Consider the following 18,406-nt stretch of genomic DNA (forward strand, 5'->3'; position numbering starts at 1 on the left):
GTGTCGAGTCAGGGACGTAAAACCGGCGGCCCGTTCCGGCCTTCCCCCTTGTGAGAGGGGAAGGCAAAAGTAACTACTTTTCAATGGGATAAATTGTACCCGCATTCATGATCCCTTTCGGGTCGTAAACGTCTTTCAGCGCATTCAGAATGTAGTAGGCACTGCCGTGTTCATCTTTGGTCCAGTGCGTGCGGTGTTTGCCGATGCCGTGGTGATGCACCATCGAGCCGCCCTGCTTAATGGTTTCCTCGACAATAATTTTGTTCAGCGGATTGTGGTACTTGTTGATTTCCTCTTCCGGCTTGCAGTCCATCACGTTGTAATCGTAGACAAAATACATGTTGGTGCCGTTGATGTAGCTGTGCGAGGAGTGACCGCCGAGCATGGTGATATCGTCCGCGTGCGGGAATTCATCGCGAATGCGGCGAATGACATTTTCATAAATAGTGTGAATGCTCGACCAGTTGCCGGAGACTTCCGTGGTGAAGCCCATGTTATTGGTTTTCAGGATTTGCTCGCGCTCTGCGGCCACTTTTTCCGGCCCCCAGTTCAGGTGGTTAAACCAACGTTCGATAAGCGCGCTGTCCACTTTCTGACATTCCGGATGCTGCGCCACAATCCCTTCGATGCCTGCACCAGTCGCCCGCGCAATGCCCGGCGTCCCTTCGGCCATGAAGATCAGCACGCATTTACCGTCGGCGAAATGCGTAAAATGCTGGCTGCCGTCTTCGGCGTCATACAGGCGGGCAATGGACGGACGATAACCGTCAACCATCACCTCACGCAGAATGTCGAAACCGGTCTGCATGTTTTCCAGCGTATAACCGTAGAACAGATTATTTTCCGGCATGTATTTGAAAATTTTCACTGTGACTTCAGTGATATAGCACAGCGCACCTTCGTTCCCGATAATCACATGACGGATGTCTGGCCCGGCGGCACGGCGTGGCACATTTTTAATCCGGGTGATTTCTCCGTTCGGGAACACGGCTTCCAGCCCGACCACCATGTCTTCAATTGCGCCATACAGCGTGGAAAACTGCCCGATGCTGCGCGTGGCGACCAGGCCGCCCATCTGCGCCAGCGGCTTGGACTGCGGCGAATGTCCGGTGGTGTAACCCTGCGCACGCAGCTGATTTTCCAGCACTTCCAGCGGCACGCCGCACTGCGCCGTGGCCTGCATATTGCGGATATCGATTTTGACGATTTTATTCAGACCTGAACCGTCGAGCACCACCGAGTTTTTCACCACGGTTTCCAGCCCGCCTTCAGTGGCGGATGCGCCGGTACGCGGCACGCAGTTAATTTCGTGTTTATTCAGAAACGCCAGCACGTCGGACACCTGCTGCGTGCTGTGCAGTTTCACGACCGCCGCAGGCAGTGGCAGCGTGAAAACGTTATGAATATCGGCATATTTACGGAAGCGATCGACGCTGTTTTTCTTCAGCACTTCCTCATCGGTAATGACCTGCGCCGGACCGACGATCTCTTTTAAATGATCAACAATGGCTTCACGGGATAACGACATAAATAATCCTTATTTTTTCAGTAAATTTAAATCAGACTCAGGAACCACCCTGAATACGCATAACAAAATTAACGGACTAAATAACCGCCATCGACAACCACAAGGTGTCCGTTAACATAATTTGACGCACGACTGGCTAAGAAGACCATTGTCCCCATTAAATCCTGGGTTTCTCCCCAGCGGTTTGCCGGAATGTGATCTAATACGCGCTGATTGGTGACCGGGTTTTTCCGGGTTTCAGCCGTAATGTCGGTGGCGTAATATCCCGGCGCAATCCCGTTGACCTGAATATTATATTGACCCAGTTCGTCGCAATACGCTTTGGTAAAGCCAGCCAGCGCATGTTTGGTGGCGGAATAAGCCGGAGACCATTGCCCGCCCAGATAAGAGAACAGCGAACAAATATTAATAATTTTCCCTTCGTTTTTCGGGATCATGATTTTCGCGGCTTCATGGCTTAATTCGAACGCCGCGGTCAGATTTATATTAATCATCGGATCCCAGTCTTCACGGCCAAAATCCAGCACTTTATTGAGCTTACAGATCCCGGCGTTGTTGACCAGGATATCCACCGTGCCAAAGGTTTTCAGGCATTGCTCAATCACACGCGCCGGTGCGCCTTTCTCGGTGATATCCACCTGCATAAACTCAACGCGACTTCCTTGTAATTCAATCAGTTCACGCGTTTCACCCTTGTCCATAATGAAACTTGGAATAAACAAATTGGCCCCGGCCTTGGCCAAGGCAACCGCAAAAGCCTGGCCCAAACCACTGTTTCCGCCAGTGACGATGGCCGTTTTTCCTTTCAGAGAGAAGAAATCCAGTGAAAACTCATTCAGCGCGTTCAACGACATAGTGAAGCTCCTTACCTGAAAAAATCCAAAAAAAAAGAGAAAAGCAATCTTCCCCGGAAATAAAGGGAAGCTACTTTTCTCATCGGCTCTAGTAACTGGCTTTAAGGTGTACCATGTTTAATTAGCCGGATTCCGTGAGCAGACTCACAAAAAACTCGTTTAATAATTCTGTGAGATTTCTCACGGTAAATTAATATTGCGGCATGCTATTACTATTCTCAGTTACCAGAGATCAAGAGAAAAGTAACTTCCCTCCTGCGGGGAAGTCTGCTTTTCTCTTTTTTTTTGCCTTAATCCGCTAAAAATACAGGGCAGCAATATGGAATCTTCTAATTTTCGTCGCTGGCTGACGCTGGCAATAATAAGTATCAGCGGCGGTGTCAGTTTTGACCTGGCTTACTTGCGTTATATCTACCAAATACCCATGGCAAAGTTCATGGGATTTTCCAATACCGAAATAGGGTTAATTATGAGCACATTCGGTATTACGGCGATTATTTTATATGCACCCAGCGGAATTATTGCCGATAAATTCTCACACAAAAAAATGATGAGTTTCGCCATGATCATCACCGGCCTGCTGGGCTTATTAATGGCCGTCTATCCGCCGTTCTGGGTGATGATCGTCATTCAGGTAGCGTTTGCCATTACCACGATTTTAATGCTGTGGTCCGTTTCCATAAAAGCCGCGTCGTTGCTCGGAAATCACGAGGAACAGGGCAAAATCATGGGCTGGATGGAAGGCCTGCGCGGTGTCGGCGTCATGGCGCTGGCAGTCTTTACCATGTGGGTCTTTTCCCTGTTCGCCCCAGAAAATCCGGCCAGCCTGAAAGCCGTGATCCTGATTTACAGCGGCGTTTATATCCTGCTGGGCGTGCTGTGCTGGTTCTTCGTGCAGGACGGTTTTACGGTGCGAAGCGACGAGAGCGGCACGCAAAAATTCAGCCTGAAAGACATCGCTTCGGTGCTGAAAATCAGTACCACCTGGTATTGCAGTCTGATTATTTTCGGCGTTTACACCATCTACGCGATCCTCAGCTATTCCACTAACTATCTGACGGAAATGTATGGCATGACGCTGGTCGCCGCCAGCTATATGGGCATCGTCATTAACAAGATTTTCCGCGCGCTGTGCGGTCCGCTGGGGGGCATTATCACCACATACACCCGGCTGAAATCCCCGACCCGAGCCGTTCAGTTGCTGTCACTTGTCAGCATTATCACGCTGGCCGTTTTGCTGATAACCAACGCGCATCCGTCATCAGTCTTCATTGGTATCGGGCTTATTTTGCTGCTGGCTTTCGCCTGTTACGCCTCGCGCGGGTTGTATTTTGCCTGCATCGGCGAAGCCCGCACACCGAAATACATCATGGGCACTACGGTCGGGATTTGCTCAGTGATTGGCTTTCTGCCAGACGTGTTTGTCTATCCGCTGGTCGGCCACTGGCAGGACACCCTGCCCGCCGCCGTGGCCTATCGCAACATGTGGCTGCTCGGCCTCGCGGCCACGGGCATGGTGCTCATTTTTACGGCATTACTGATCAGAAATATCCGCAGCCACGCCGTTCCGGCCGGAACCGCAAAGCAGCCAACACAGGAATTCATCTAACGGAGCGTTAAATATGGACAGCTTTTCAATGAACAAAAAATATCTGATGGGCGTGGATGTCGGCACACAGAGTGCAAAAGTGGTGATTTTCGATACGGAAGGCAATGTCATTTGCGAAGGCAAACAGGCGTTGCGAAAACTGGATATCCCCGCGCCGCTGCTGGCTGAACACCCGGACGATGACCTGTGGGATTCACTGAAAGTTGCCTTCGGCAAAGTCATGGACAACTTTCATGCGCAGGGTGGCGACGCGAGCCAGATTCTGGCGATGGGCGTGTGCGTCATCCGCTGCTGCCGCGTTCTGCTCAAAGGCAACGGCGAGCTGGCGTGGCCGGTGATCAACTGGATGGATAAGCGCCTGAATAAACCTTATCAGCCACTTGAGTGCTACGGCGAGGTGAAATATGTCACGACGACGTCCGGCTACATCACTCACCGCCTGACCGGTGAATTCAAAGATACCTGTGCCAATTACATCGGCTGGTGGCCGATGGACAATGACACGCTCGACTGGAGCACCGATCCTGCGCAATGGGAAAGCTGCAACCTGAGCCGCAGTCAGGTTTTCGATGTGGTGAAACCTGGCGAAAAGCTCGGCTATCTGAGTGAAAAAGCCGCGCGCCAGATTGGTCTGCCCGACGGGATCCCGGTGATTGCTACCGCGCACGACAAGGCCGTCGAGGCACTGGGCGCCGGCACGCTCGAACCGGGTATCGCGCTGATTTCGTTGGGAACCTACATTGGCGCAATGGTTCACGGCCACGAAAACGTGAAAAATGCGCAAAACTTCTGGCCGTTCCAGGCGTCAATTCCGGGGCGTTATTTGTATGAATGTATGGGCGTGCGCCGCGGAATGTGGACCATCAGCTGGTTCCGCGACCAGTTTGGTGCTGCCGCGCTGGCCGATGCGCAGGAAAAAGACCTGAGCATCGAAGAATTACTCAATCGTGAAGCGACGAAAATTCCGGCAGGCTGTGAAGGATTACTGACGGTTCACGACTGGGCACCGCCATCAGAAGCCGAGTTCCGTAAAGGCGCGATGGTCGGATTTGACGGACGCCATACCCGCGCGCACATGTACCGCTCAATGCTCGAAGGCATCGCTTTTACCATGAAAAATCATATGGATAAGATGGCAGACGAACTGGGCGTACCGTTCAAAGGCCTGATTATTTCCGGTGGAGGCGCAAACAGTGATTTATTCATGCAAATCTTCGCCGACGTATTTGGCGTGCCGACCCGACGTAATCTGATGAAAGGCTCGGCCGCCGTCGGGTGCGCGGTCAACGCCGGAATGGCCGCGGGTATTTTTGACAGTTACGAAAAAGCGACCGAAAAGATGGTGCGGATGGGCGAACATTTCACGCCCGACGGAAAAAATCATCAGCTTTATAACGCCCTGAATGCTGACGTTTATCAGAAAATGAATACCCATTTAGATCCGGTGTTGCAGGCGCTGAGCCCGCTGGTGGATTAACGCGATACACTTCAGAGGGAAACGATCGTTTCCCTCTTTTTTACACCCTTATTCCAGTGTCAGTCTGTCACCCTGCTGCATCCGGACAAACTTCACGCCCGGAGTATTGCCTTTCTCAAGCTGCGCCATGATCTCTTTTTCGGGATCGACACCGGCTTTCAGGCTTGGTTTGACATGGCTGATAATCACCGTCAGCCCGTTCAGCGAACCTTCGCCACCGGCGTATTGTTGCAGGTTGCCAAGTTCTTTGAGCAACCAGTCTGGGGTCAGATGTCCGAAAAGTTTGCTGTCGGGCAAGCCGTCCGGATAAGACGTTTCGATGATCATCCCTTTCAGGCGTTTTGCTTTGATCTCTTCGCCGAGCACGCGCCAGGTGGCGTCAAGGTTTTTCGATTTCTCCACTTCATCCGGGCCGGTATCCCCAAAGAACGCAAACGACTCTTTGTTGCGGCTGATCAGAATCATGCTCGACGGCGTGCCGCCGTGGCTGAGCGGGAAGATGCGGCCATCAAGGCCGGTCAGCCCCAGCGAAAAGCGCTGATCCGGGCGTTGCTGATTCAGTCGATACGTGCCGATACGCAGGCCGCTGCCGGAATCCGTGAAATTCGGCCAGACGCGTCCATTGAAGTAGTGCTGACGCAATGTGCCGATGGTATCCGCCGTGCCGTAAATCGGCTTTTTCGTGTCTTCCGGTGAGCTGATAATCAGTCCGGCCAGATGGTCGAGATGACCATGACTGATAAAATAACCGCCAATCAGATGACGGAAAACCGCGCCCTGCGGCGTCAGCGGCGCGGCATTTTCTGCCGTCACTTCAGGGAAATTGCCTTTCTCCAGCGCCTTGCGGATGCCCGGCAAAACCGACCCGGCATCCAGCCCGAGATACAGTTTCTGATCATCACTGCGCACCAGGTACGACGTCAGATTGCCTTCTTCCACGCCACCGTTCACGCCAAGGGCGATGACATCAAAGCCCGCCACCGCCGGGTTTATCCAGCCGCCAATCATCAGCGCCAGCAGATACTTTTTCATCACATCGCTCCTTGTCGTGGTGAGTGCAAGGTCATGCAGACCGGTTTTTTGCCGCCTCAAATGCCGCAAGCGTATCTTTACGCGCGCGGGCGTGGTCAATGACCGGCACCGGGTAGTCTAGCACGCGACGCTGTTTTTCAGCCCAACGATGCGGTTGATGAATGTCTCGTTCCGGCACATCCGCCAGTTCCGGCACCCAGGCTTTGATAAAACCTCCGGCTTTATCAAACCGTTCGCCCTGCGTGGTCGGGTTGAAAATACGGAAATACGGTGCAGCGTCAGTGCCGGTGGAAGCGCCCCACTGCCAGCCGCCGTTGTTGGCCGCCAGATCGCCGTCGAGCAGTTGCGACATGAAATAACGCTCGCCTTCACGCCAGTTAATCAGCAGATCTTTCACCAGAAAACTGGCGACGATCATCCGCAGGCGATTGTGCATCCAGCCAGTGGAATTAAGCTGGCGCATGGCTGCATCCACAATCGGATAACCGGTTTTACCGTCTTTCCAGGCCTGTAATTCATCGGGCGCGTGACGCCAACGCACATTGTCAGTCCATTCAATGAAAGGCTGATGTTTGCAAAGCTTCGGCCAGGCGACGATCAGATGGCGGTAAAACTCGCGCCAGACCAGTTCGTTCAGCCAGCCAAATGCGCCACCGTCGGTTTTTTCCAGCACGTCGGGGCATTCGGCGCGCAGACGGTTCAGGCATTGACGCGGCGAAAGCACGCCAATGGCCAGATACGGGGACAGTGAACTGGTGCCGTCAACTGCCGGTAAATCACGCTGTTCAAGATAATCCTGCACCTGCTCGCGACAAAAACTTCGCAACTGGTTGCGGGCGGCTTCCTCGCCGACAGCGAAATCATCACCAATATCCGCCAGCGGATAATCAAACGGCATCAGTTTATGCATCACCGTTTTTCCGGCATTTTCACGTGCCTGCGGCGCGGGCAGCGAGCGGCTGTCCGATTCCGTCAGGCGTGTCAAAAATGCCCGACGAAACGGTGTGTAAACCTTGTACATTTCGTTGTTGCCGGTGGTAACAGAACCCGGCGGCAGCAGCAGGCTATCGTCAAATGCGTGGCAAAGAACATTACCGCTAACGGCTTTTTCCAGCGCAACATCGCGCTGACGTTCGTTGATTTCATACTGTTTATTGTAAAACAGCGCGTTGACCTTTTCGCCCACACAGAAATCTTTCAGCCAGTTCACGCTGCCAGCAAAATCATCGCACTGGTGGTAATGCAACTCGATGCCGCGCTCCGCCAGGGAATGCTGCAACGCCTGAAGGTGCTGGTAGATAAACATCGCCTGACGCGGCGCCATCTCGTGCTGTTTCCACTGCTCCGGCGTGGCAACAAATATCGCGATCACACGCGCCTTCGGATCCTCACAGGCGGCATGTAAAGCACGGTTATCGGTAATGCGCAGGTCGTTGCGGAACCAGACTAAATGCGTGGTCATAATTGTCCTTTAATGTCCGTATCGTAAGCATAAGGCTTCAGGATAGGGCTCAAAATAACGCTGGCCCGAAAGGTAGGCGTCGGGATATTCCGACATGTAATGTTTCAGTAGGGTGATGGGCGCGAGTAGCGGCTGCACGCCCCGACGGTAACGGTCGATCAGCCCCGCCAGTTCCTGACGTTGCGACGAATTCAGCTGTTTACGGAAATAGCCCTGAACGTGCATCAGCACATTGGTGTGATTGCGCCGCGTGGCTTTGTGCTGCAACAGGTTCATCAGGCGCTGACGGTATTCCAGGAAGTATTCGTCGAGGGAATCCCACTCAGCCATCGCGGCGACAAAACGCCCCAGCTCGCGGTATTCCGGCTGTGAATGAGCCAGCAGGGAAAGTTTGTAACGGCTGTGAAACGCCATCAGTTTGCCGCGCGTCAGACCGCTTTCGCGCAGCTGATTCAGCTCGAACAGCGTGAAAACGCGTTCGACAAAATTCTCACGCAGGACAGGATCGTTTAGCCGCCCGTCCTCTTCCACCGGCAACCACGGATGCTGTTTCATCAGCTCTGCGGTGAAAAGTCCGGTGCCGCTTTTCTTCGCGTCTTTACCGTTGGCACTGTAAACCCGCACCCGCTCCATGCCACAGCTCGGGGATTTCGCGCAGACGATATAGCCGCAAAGTTGCGTCAGCGGCGCGACGCGCATTTCGGCATAATTCTGCATTTTGCTCGTGATATCAATGGTTTCGTCATTACTGAAACGCATCGCAACGCCGTCGTCCGTTCTGACCAGCCGCAGGGCGGGACGTGGCGTCGGCAGGCCAATGGCCATTTCCGGGCAAATCGGTTCGAAACGAACGTAAGGCGCGAGTTGCTCAACAGCAAACGCAAAACGCTTGTGGCCGCCATCGAAGCGAACTTTGTCACCCAGCAGACACGCGCTGATACCAACAGGAATTGTTTTCGTCATTGTCAGCCCCCGGCGTTGAAGTAAGAAATGGGAGTGTCTGGTGGATCATCACTCTCACGTATAACCTTAGCATAAGTTATACATAAAAATAATGTTGTACAGGTTTTCTGAAAGGGACAATAAAAAAACCCCGTTTGAGAAACGGGGTTTTTGGCTCCTCCCCCTGCGAAGGGGGAGGCCGGGAGGGGGTTTGACAGAACAAGTAACTGCCTACGCAAACTTCAAATCTGGCGTTTGGCCTTAATACCCCTCCCCTTCGCAGGGGAGGGAGGCAAATCAGTAAAAGTCTTGTGTCGCCATTTCAGCGTGGCTCAGCCAGACCGGTTTATCGCTGGTTTTCATCCACACGCGGTGTAAATAGCTGTAAAAGCGGGCGCGGTCTGAACGGAAAAGCATGACCGGCAGGGCCAGAACTCCGGCTGCCAGCACAAAAGCGCGGCGGGCCAGAATGCGGGTCATTGTGTACGGCGTGTAGTCAGTCATATCGGACATAGCGTTGCTCCTGTGCAAATTTTTCGGAAACTGGAAGTTGTGAAAAATTTTACTGCAATCGGTGAAATTTTACTACTCATCTGACCACTTGGAAGTGTAAATTTTCGCCATTTTTTGGCTATCGCTGTAATTGAGTTACAAAACCGTTAAATAAATACGCTATTTAAGTTTCTTAATGGTTTTTTATTTGCGCATTTTTATACTTTTTTTACACGTATATCCGATTTCTTTTCAGGATCTTTTCCCGCCTTTTCATATTCTCCTCCCAACATAAAAACACACCTGTGGAGGTGGATTGTGACTGTTGGCGTAATCTGCGGCGCATTGCTGGTTCTCCTGCTGCTCGGCTATCTGGTTTATGCCCTGCTGAATGCGGAGGATTTTTAAATGGCCGCAACCGGATTCTTAATGATTGCCAGTTTTATGCTGGTGCTTTTGCTGCTGGCAAAACCACTGGGTAACTTTATTGCTCAACTGATTGAAGGACAGCCCGGCGCACTTTTACAGCGCATTGAATACGGCGTATTACGCACTTCCGGCAGCCGCGAGGCTGAGATGAACTGGTGGCAGTACGCACTGGCGATCATGGTATTCAACATTCTGGGGATTATTGTCCTGACCGCCATGCTGATGGCGCAGGGCGTTTTACCGATGAACCCGCAGCATTTCGGCGGGATGTCATGGGATCTGGCGTTTAACACCTCCGTCAGTTTTGTGACCAACACCAACTGGCAGGCGTACAGCGGCGAAAATACGCTGAGCTATCTCAGCCAGATGGTCGGTTTAACGGTACAAAACTTCCTTTCTGCCGCCACGGGTATCGCCGTTGCCTTTGCGCTGATCCGCGCTTTCGCACGTCCTTCCGCGCAAACCATCGGTAACGCCTGGACAGATTTATGGCGCATCACAATCTATCTGCTGCTGCCGGTGTCATTCCTGCTGGCGCTATTCTTCGTCAGCCAGGGTGTGATTCAAAACTTTGAAGCGTATCAGCACATCACCACACTGGAAGGCTTGCAGCAAACGCTGCCGATGGGGCCGGTGGCGTCTCAGGAAGCCATTAAAATGCTGGGGACCAACGGCGGCGGTTTCTTCGGTGCAAACTCCGCACATCCGTTTGAGAACCCTACGGCGCTGACCAATATGGTGCAGATGCTGGCGATTTTCATCATCCCGTGCGCGCTGTGTTTTGCCTTTGGTCGCGTTGTCGGTGACAACCGTCAGGGCCACGCGCTGGTCTGGGCGATGTCGGTGATTTTCGTGGTGTCCGTCGTGGTGGTGATGTACGCCGAACTGCAAGGCAACCCGCACTTCACTGCGCTGGGTGCCACCAGCAACATCAACATGGAAGGGAAAGAAAGCCGCTTCGGCATTCTGGCCTCGGCAATGTATGCAGTGGTAACAACGGCGGCCTCCTGCGGCGCGGTTAACGCCATGCACGATTCTTTCACCGCACTCGGCGGCATGGTGCCGATGTGGCTGATGCAAATCGGTGAAGTGGTGTTCGGCGGCGTGGGTTCTGGTCTGTACGGCATGTTGCTGTTCGTGCTGCTGACGGTGTTTATTGCCGGGCTGATGATTGGCCGCACGCCGGAATATCTCGGCAAGAAAATCGACGTTTACGACATGAAGATGACCGCGCTGGCAATCCTCGTGACACCGACACTGGTGCTGCTTGGCACCGCACTGGCACTGGTCACCGACCCCGGTCGTGCGGGGATCGCAAACCCCGGCGCGCACGGGTTCAGCGAAGTGCTTTACGCCGTGTCTTCTGCCGCCAATAACAACGGCAGCGCATTTGCCGGGCTGAGCGTGAATACGCCGTTCTACAACCTGCTGCTGGCGGTCTGCATGTTCTTCGGACGCTTTGGCGTGATCCTGCCGGTACTGGCTATCGCCGGTTCTCTGGTGGCGAAAAAACGTCAGAAAGCCGGTAACGGCACACTGCCAACGTCTGGCCCGTTGTTTATCGGCCTGCTGGTAGGCACCGTGCTGTTAGTCGGCGCGCTGACCTTTATTCCGGCGCTGGCGTTGGGTCCGGTCGCGGAACATTTGCAGGTTTGGTCAGCACAGTAATGCTGCGTAATTCGTTGAATTAATGAATATAGAGATTAATAAAATGAGCCGTAAACAACGTGCATTATTTGAACCTCAACTGATCCGCACCGCCCTGCTGGATTCGGTGAAAAAGCTGGATCCGCGCGTTCAGTGGCGCAACCCGGTGATGTTCGTGGTGTATCTGGGCAGTATTCTCACCACGCTTATCTGGCTGGCGATTCTGTCACACCACACCGACGGCAGCGCCGCTTTTACCGGCAGCGTGTCGCTGTGGCTGTGGTTCACCGTGCTGTTTGCCAACTTCGCCGAAGCGCTGGCGGAAGGCCGCAGTAAAGCGCAGGCGCAGAGCCTGAAAGGCGTGCAGAAAACCAGCTGGGCGAAGAAGATTTACGAACCGCGCCCGGAATCACCGGTGATCAAAGTCGCGGCTGATACGCTGCGTAAAGGTGATTATGTCCTGATCGAAGCCGGTGACACCGTGCCGTGTGACGGCGAAGTGCTGATCGGTGGCGCATCCGTGGATGAAAGCGCCATCACCGGAGAATCCGCACCGGTGATCCGCGAATCCGGCGGTGACTTTTCTTCCGTTACCGGCGGGACACGTGTGCTGTCCGACTGGCTGGTAGTCGAATGTTCAGCCAACCCCGGCGATACGTTCCTGGATCGCATGATTGCGATGGTCGAAGGTGCGAAACGTCGCAAGACGCCAAACGAAGTGGCGCTGACCATTTTGCTGGTTGCGCTGACGCTGGTCTTCGTGCTGGCCACCGCCACGCTGTATCCGTTCTCGCTGTTTAGCGTAGACGCCAGCCACGCGGGCATTCCGGTGACCGTCACCGTGCTGGTCGCGCTGCTGGTTTGTCTGATCCCGACCACCATCGGCGGTTTACTTTCCGCCATCGGCGTCGCGGGGATGAGCCGCATGCTGGAAGCCAACGTGATTGCCACCAGTGGCCGTGCGGTGGAAGCCGCCGGTGACGTGGATGTGCTGCTGCTCGATAAAACCGGGACCATTACGCTCGGTAACCGCCAGGCTTCGCAGTTCCTGCCCGCGCCTCAGGTGACGGAACAGGAACTGGCCGATGCCGCGCAGTTATCATCGCTGGCCGATGAAACGCCGGAAGGCCGCAGTATCGTGGTGCTGGCGAAACAACGCTTTAATCTGCGCGAGCGCGATATTCATTCGCTGAACGCCACCTTTGTACCGTTCTCCGCGCAAACCCGCATGAGCGGCGTGAACGTCGGCGACCGGAATATCCGTAAAGGTGCGGTGGACGCCATTCGCCGCCATGTGGAATCCAACGGCGGTACGTTCCCTAAAGCGGTAGACGGGCTGGTAGAAACTGTGGCACGCAAAGGCGGTACGCCGCTTGTGGTGGCAGAAGGCGCGAAAGTGCTGGGCGTGGTCGAGCTGAAAGATATCGTTAAAGGCGGCATCAAGGAACGTTTCGCCGAGCTGCGTAAGATGGGTATCAAAACGGTGATGATCACCGGGGATAACCGTCTGACCGCCGCCGCGATTGCCGCCGAAGCGGGCGTGGATGATTTTCTGGCAGAAGCCACGCCGGAAGCCAAGCTGGCGCTGATCCGCCAGTATCAGTCGGAAGGCCGTCTGGTCGCGATGACCGGCGACGGTACTAACGACGCCCCGGCTCTGGCGCAGGCTGACGTGGCGGTAGCAATGAACTCCGGTACGCAAGCCGCGAAAGAAGCCGGGAACATGGTGGATCTGGATTCCAACCCGACCAAGCTGATTGAAGTGGTACACATTGGTAAACAAATGCTGATGACGCGCGGTTCACTGACCACGTTCAGTATCGCCAACGACGTCGCAAAATACTTTGCGATCATCCCGGCGGCCTTTGCGGCAACTTATCCGCAGCTGAATGCGCTGAACGTGATGCACCTGACGTCACCGTCGTCGGCCATTATGTCTGCGGTTATTTTCAACGCCCTGGTGATTGTATTCCTGATCCCGCTGGCGCTGAAAGGCGTGAGCTACAAAGCCATGAGCGCCGCGTCGCTGTTGCGCCGTAACCTGTGGATTTACGGCGTGGGCGGCCTGCTGGTGCCGTTCGTCGGCATCAAGCTGATTGATATAATTTTGACTGTTTTACACCTGAGCTGAAGTTTACGTTAACTGTCTGAGGAAACTATGATGTCTGTAACCCGTACTGCTTATGTCCGCCCTGCTCTGGTGATGACCGTTCTGCTGACGCTGGCCACCGGTGTGGTCTATCCGCTGCTGACCACCGGCGTTTCTGAGCTGGTATTCCGCACGCAGGCGATGGGCTCGCTGCTCAAAGACGGCAGCAATAAACTCGTGGGTTCCGCGCTTATCGGCCAGAATTTCACGCGCAATGATTACTTCTGGGGGCGTCCGTCCGTGATGTCGGATTCACCCTATAACGCGATGGCATCCGGCGGCAGTAACCAGGCCGCCAGTAACCCGGCGCTGGATCAGGCCGTGAAAGATCGCGTGGCGGCGCTGCGTAAAGTCAATCCGCAAAGCCCTGCTGAAGTGCCGGTGGATCTGGTGACCGCCAGCGCCAGCGGGCTGGATCCACAGATTTCCGTGGAAGCGGCGCAGTGGCAGGCACCGCGAATTGCCGCCGCACGCGGGCTGCCACTGGCGCAAGTGAATAAATTAATTGATGATAATACCTCATCACCGCTGATTGGTTTCCTGGGGCCGGACGTCGTGAACGTGCTCGGCCTTAACCGGGCGCTGGATGAGCTGAAAACGAATTAATTAAGGACGCTATGACCACTGAGGATAACAGGCCGGATCCCGACAGCTTACTGGCACTCGCCAATGAGAAGCCGCGCGGGCAACTGAAAGTCTTTTTCGGCGCCTGCGCGGGCGTCGGGAAAACCTACGCCATGTTGCAGGAAGCACAGCGTCTGCGCGCCACCGGCCTCGACGTGCTGGTGGGCGTGGTGGAAACCCACGGGCGGCAGGAAACGCAAATGCTGCTGCCCGGCCTGTCACTGCTTCCCCCGAAACGCATTCACCATCGCGGCCGTCAGGTTTACGAATTCGACCTCGACGCCGCGCTGGCCCGCCGCCCTGCCCTGATCCTGATGGATGAACTGGCGCACAGTAATGCTGCCGGTTCACGCCACCCCAAACGCTGGCAGGATGTGGAAGAACTTCTCGATGCCGGTATCGACGTGTTTACCACGGTGAACGTTCAGCATCTCGAAAGCCTGAACGACGTGGTCAGCGGCGTGACCGGTATTATTATTCGTGAAACGGTGCCCGACCGTTTATTTGATGATGCCAGCGAAGTGGTGCTGGTGGATTTACCGCCCGACTCCCTGCGTCAGCGCCTGAAAGAAGGCAAGGTTTATATCCCCGGCCAGGCCGAACGCGCCATCGAGCACTTTTTCCGGAAGGGGAATCTGATCGCCCTGCGCGAACTTTCCCTGCGCCGCACCGCCGACCGAGTGGACGATCAGATGCGGGAATACCGCGACGATCAGGGCGTCAGCCGCGTCTGGCATACCCGCGATGCGCTGCTGTTGTGCATCGGTCACGGCGGAGGCAACGAGAAATTAGTCCGCGTCGCCTCGCGAATGGCGGCGCGTCTGGGCTGCGTGTGGCACGCGGTGTATGTCGAAACGCCACGCCTGCACCGATTGCCGGAAAGCCAGCGCCGCGCGATTTTGCATTCCCTGAAGCTGGCGCAGGAACTCGGCGCCGAAACCGCCACACTGTCCGATCCGCAGGAAGAACAGGCGATTTTGCGTTACGCCCGCGAGCATCGTCTGGGCAAGATCATGATTGGCCGCCGCCGTGAAAAGCGTCGCCGGTTCAGCGCCAGTTTTGCCGATAAGCTGGCTGAAATCGGGCCTGATCTCGATCTGATTGTCGTCGGTCTGGAAGATACGCCCGTCAGTTCAGCCCGAAAAGAGCAGGATCCCCGGACTTTCGCTGACCGTTTCAGCCGCCAGATCCGCGGATGTGCGCTGGCCGTCGCGCTATGCGCCATCATCACCGTGCTTTCGCAATGGCTGGTGCCCGCGTTTGATCAGGCTAACCTGGTGATGGTGTATTTGCTCGGCGTAGTGATCGTGGCGCTGTTTTATGGCCGCTGGCCGTCGGTGCTGGCGGCTGTGATCAACGTCGTCAGTTTTGATCTGTTCTTCGTGCAACCCCGCGGATCGCTGGCCGTCACGGACGCGCAATATCTGGTGACGTTCGGCGTGATGCTGATCGTCGGGATTTTGATCGGGAATCTGACCGCCGGTGTGCGCTATCAGGCGCGCATCGCCCGTCATCGTGAAAAGCGCGCGCAGCATCTTTATGAGATGTCCAAAGGGCTGAGCCAGTCGCTGACGCCGGAAGCGATCGCGCAAACCAGTCGCCACTTTATTTCCTCCAGCCTGAACGCCAAAACGGCCATTTTGCTGCCTGATGAACACGGTGAACTGGGGCAACCGGCTGGTGAAATCACCTCGATTGTGGTCGATGACGCGATTGCCCGCTGGAGTTTCGATAAAAAACTGCCCGCCGGTGCCGGGACCGATACGCTGCCCGGCGTGCCGTATCAGCTTCTGCCGCTGGTGGCCTCGGGCGAATCGCGCGGTTTGCTGGCGGTTGAGCCGCCGAATATCCGTCAGCTTCTGGTGCCGGAACAACAACGGCTTTTGCAGACGTTTACGGTGCTTGTCGCCAACGCCCTCGAGCGCCTGCATCTGGCGGCCAGCGCGGAATCGTCACGTCTGGAAACCGAGCGTGAACAATTGCGCAACTCGCTGCTTTCCGCGCTCTCCCACGATTTGCGCACCCCGCTCACCGTGCTGTTCGGGCAGGCGGAAATCCTGACGCTGGATCTGGCCTCCGAAGGCTCGAAACATGCGCCACAGGCCAGCCAGATCCGCCAGCAGGTGCTGAGCACCACGCGGCTGGTAAATAATTTGCTGGATATGGCGCGCATTCAGTCCGGCGGTTTTAATCTGCGCAAAGAGTGGCAGTCGGTCGAGGAAATCACCGGCAGTGCCCTGCGTATGCTGGAACCGGTGCTGGCAAACGATACGATCAAAATCGATTTGCCTGCCGAAATGGTGCTGGTCAATTGCGATGCAAGCCTGATCGAACGGGTGCTGATCAATCTGCTGGAAAATGCCCATAAATATGCCGGTGTCGGTGCCACCATCGGCATCAAAGCCTTGCCGCTCGGCGACTGGCTGGAAATCGAAGTCTGGGATAACGGGCCGGGAATTCCGGAAGGCGCGGAGCATGCGATTTTCGAGAAATTCGCCCGCGGGAATAAAGAATCGGCAATTCCGGGTGTGGGTTTGGGATTAGCGATTTGTCGTGCCATTATTGAAGTACACGACGGACGTATTTGGGCTGAAAATGGCCCGGACGGCGGCGCGCGTTTCCGCTTCAGGCTTCCGCTGGAAGCACTGCCTGAGATGGAAACGGATATGGACACTGACATCGACGAGGCCACGTGAGCGCATCCCCGGTAAATATTTTAATTGTGGAAGACGAGAAAGAAATCCGCCGCTTTGTGCGCACAGCGCTTGAGGCGGAAGGATTGCGGGTATTTGAAAGTGAAACGTTGCAACGCGGGCTGATTGAAGCCGGCACCCGCAAACCGGATCTGATTATTCTGGATCTCGGTTTGCCTGACGGTGACGGCCTGACGTACATCCGGGATTTGCGCCACTGGAGCGCTATCCCGATTATTGTGTTGTCGGCCCGCACCCGCGAGGAAGATAAGATTGCGGCTCTGGATGCCGGGGCCGATGATTTTCTCACCAAGCCATTTGGCGTCGGTGAACTGCTGGCGCGCGTGCGCGTGGCGCTGCGTCGTCATGCGGGAAATTCACCGGAAAGCCCGCTGGTGACCTTTGCTGACGTTACGGTAGATTTGATCAACCGCCGCGTACAGCGTGAAGGTAAAGATTGTCATCTGACGCCGATTGAGTTTCGCCTGCTTGCCGAGCTGCTGGCAAACAGCGGCAAAGTCATTACTCAGCGTCAGTTACTGAGCCACGTCTGGGGCCCGAATTACGTCGAACACAGCCACTATCTGCGCATCTACATGGGGCATTTACGTCAGAAACTGGAGGCCGATGCCACCCGTCCGCGTCATCTGCTGACGGAAACCGGTGTGGGTTATCGCTTTATGCCTTAGGGGCAACCGGTGCGTCGGTGTCGGGCTTTTCATCCGCAAAAGCGGCTTCAATATCGCCGGCGGCCTGCTGCAAAATCGCGTTCACGCGCACGACCTGCTCCGGCGTAATATCGGCGCGCATCATGTTTCCGCGCAGGGCGTGTTTCAGACGCTGCATGGTTTCATGAATACCTTCTGCCAGATTATTGCCGCGCGGACGGGAAGCCCCGGCCAGACGGGCGAAAATTACATCGACAGCGGCCTGATGTTGCGCCAGTTCCGTTTTTCCGGCTTCGGTAATCTGATAGCTTTTTCGGCCATTGCCGGTGGCGACGGCTTCCAGGAAATCCTGTTCTTCGAGCAGCGTAAGCGTCGGGTAAATCACGCCCGGGCTGGGTACGTACAGGCCGGAAGACGCTTCTTCAATCGCTTTGATCAGCTCATAACCGTGGCTCGGTTTTTTAGCAACCAGCGCCAGCAGCACGCGGCGTAAATCACCGTGCTCAAACAGACGATGCACACCACGATCTCCGCGACGGCCTTCACCGCGCCCGCGACCTTCACCTCTTTCACCACGACGCCCTTCGCCACGTTCTTCACCACGATGACGACCGTCCCGGCGCAGCGCATGACGCTCGCTGTGATCGCCGTTCTGACCGTCAAAAGATGACTCATGGCGGCAATGACCGCGACGCCCTTCTTCTCTGCTACCGTGACCGCGATGGCGGCCTTCAAACATTTTGCTAAACATCGTTGATGTCCTATTTAGATATATCGAATTATTTCGATATATCTAAACT

General features: G+C 55.2%; 15 protein-coding genes. 8 read left to right on the forward strand and 7 right to left on the reverse strand.

What is annotated here, in order from left to right; genetic code table 11:
• Positions 1-73: 73 nt before the first annotated feature.
• Together ACLBVC_RS01990 and ACLBVC_RS01995 are read right to left on the reverse strand one after the other, a co-directional pair.
• Entirely contained in the window at positions 74-1,528 is a 1,455-nt protein-coding gene (locus ACLBVC_RS01990; protein WP_410147789.1) for an FAD-binding oxidoreductase, read from the reverse strand.
• A 68-nt stretch (positions 1,529-1,596) separates the two neighbouring features.
• Complete coding sequence (locus ACLBVC_RS01995; protein WP_195814185.1) at positions 1,597-2,382, reverse strand: SDR family oxidoreductase; 786 nt, start codon at positions 2,380-2,382, stop codon at positions 1,597-1,599.
• A gap of 319 nt (positions 2,383-2,701) precedes the next feature.
• On the opposite strand from ACLBVC_RS01995, the gene ACLBVC_RS02000 reads away from it, so the two are divergent.
• Positions 2,702-3,991, forward strand: a complete 1,290-nt coding sequence (locus ACLBVC_RS02000; RefSeq protein ID WP_410147791.1) for an MFS transporter — start codon at positions 2,702-2,704, stop codon at positions 3,989-3,991.
• Between the two features lie 13 nt (positions 3,992-4,004).
• A complete protein-coding gene (locus ACLBVC_RS02005; protein WP_410147793.1) occupies positions 4,005-5,468 on the forward strand; it encodes an FGGY-family carbohydrate kinase in 1,464 nt (487 codons plus the stop codon).
• Positions 5,469-5,516: 48 nt separating this feature from the next.
• Here ACLBVC_RS02005 and ACLBVC_RS02010 read toward each other — a convergent pair whose 3' ends face one another.
• From ACLBVC_RS02010 to ACLBVC_RS02025, 4 genes are all read right to left on the reverse strand, one after another.
• On the reverse strand, positions 5,517-6,500 hold the full coding sequence (locus ACLBVC_RS02010; RefSeq protein WP_410147794.1) for an MBL fold metallo-hydrolase: 984 nt from the start codon (positions 6,498-6,500) through the stop codon (positions 5,517-5,519).
• Positions 6,501-6,531: 31 nt separating this feature from the next.
• Positions 6,532-7,962, reverse strand: coding sequence for a deoxyribodipyrimidine photo-lyase (gene phrB, locus ACLBVC_RS02015; RefSeq protein WP_410147795.1), 1,431 nt, complete (start codon positions 7,960-7,962; stop codon positions 6,532-6,534).
• Between the two features lie 9 nt (positions 7,963-7,971).
• Positions 7,972-8,925, reverse strand: a complete 954-nt coding sequence (locus ACLBVC_RS02020) for a YbgA family protein (RefSeq protein ID WP_410147797.1) — start codon at positions 8,923-8,925, stop codon at positions 7,972-7,974.
• A gap of 276 nt (positions 8,926-9,201) precedes the next feature.
• The gene (locus tag ACLBVC_RS02025) at positions 9,202-9,408 is read right to left on the reverse strand and encodes a YbfA family protein (protein ID WP_104924772.1); all 207 of its coding nucleotides are present in this window, start codon (positions 9,406-9,408) and stop codon (positions 9,202-9,204) included.
• Between the two features lie 306 nt (positions 9,409-9,714).
• Between ACLBVC_RS02025 and ACLBVC_RS02030 the strand changes: the two genes are divergently transcribed.
• The 6 genes from ACLBVC_RS02030 to kdpE are packed head-to-tail and all read left to right on the forward strand — an operon-like array spanning position 9,715 to position 17,627.
• Positions 9,715-9,804 (forward strand): K(+)-transporting ATPase subunit F, encoded by a 90-nt coding sequence (locus ACLBVC_RS02030; RefSeq protein WP_101075733.1) that lies wholly within the window; start codon positions 9,715-9,717, stop codon positions 9,802-9,804.
• On the forward strand, positions 9,805-11,493 hold the full coding sequence (gene kdpA, locus ACLBVC_RS02035; RefSeq protein ID WP_410147798.1) for a potassium-transporting ATPase subunit KdpA: 1,689 nt from the start codon (positions 9,805-9,807) through the stop codon (positions 11,491-11,493). It abuts the gene before it with no gap.
• A gap of 43 nt (positions 11,494-11,536) precedes the next feature.
• Entirely contained in the window at positions 11,537-13,603 is a 2,067-nt protein-coding gene (gene kdpB, locus ACLBVC_RS02040; RefSeq protein WP_410147800.1) for a potassium-transporting ATPase subunit KdpB, read from the forward strand.
• Positions 13,604-13,633: 30 nt separating this feature from the next.
• Entirely contained in the window at positions 13,634-14,227 is a 594-nt protein-coding gene (gene kdpC, locus ACLBVC_RS02045) for a potassium-transporting ATPase subunit KdpC (RefSeq protein WP_410148073.1), read from the forward strand.
• An 11-nt stretch (positions 14,228-14,238) separates the two neighbouring features.
• Positions 14,239-16,941, forward strand: a complete 2,703-nt coding sequence (gene kdpD, locus ACLBVC_RS02050) for a two-component system sensor histidine kinase KdpD (RefSeq protein WP_410147802.1) — start codon at positions 14,239-14,241, stop codon at positions 16,939-16,941.
• A complete protein-coding gene (kdpE, locus tag ACLBVC_RS02055; RefSeq protein ID WP_410147803.1) occupies positions 16,938-17,627 on the forward strand; it encodes a two-component system response regulator KdpE in 690 nt (229 codons plus the stop codon). Before kdpD ends, kdpE begins: the two co-directional genes overlap by 4 nt.
• Here the strand turns inward: kdpE and ACLBVC_RS02060 are convergent.
• Positions 17,617-18,357 (reverse strand): PadR family transcriptional regulator, encoded by a 741-nt coding sequence (locus tag ACLBVC_RS02060; protein WP_410147804.1) that lies wholly within the window; start codon positions 18,355-18,357, stop codon positions 17,617-17,619. The genes kdpE and ACLBVC_RS02060 overlap by 11 nt on opposite strands.
• Positions 18,358-18,406 lie beyond the last annotated feature (49 nt).

It is taken from the genome of Rahnella selenatireducens (assembly GCF_046449555.1).
Lineage (GTDB): Bacteria > Pseudomonadota > Gammaproteobacteria > Enterobacterales > Enterobacteriaceae > Rahnella > Rahnella selenatireducens.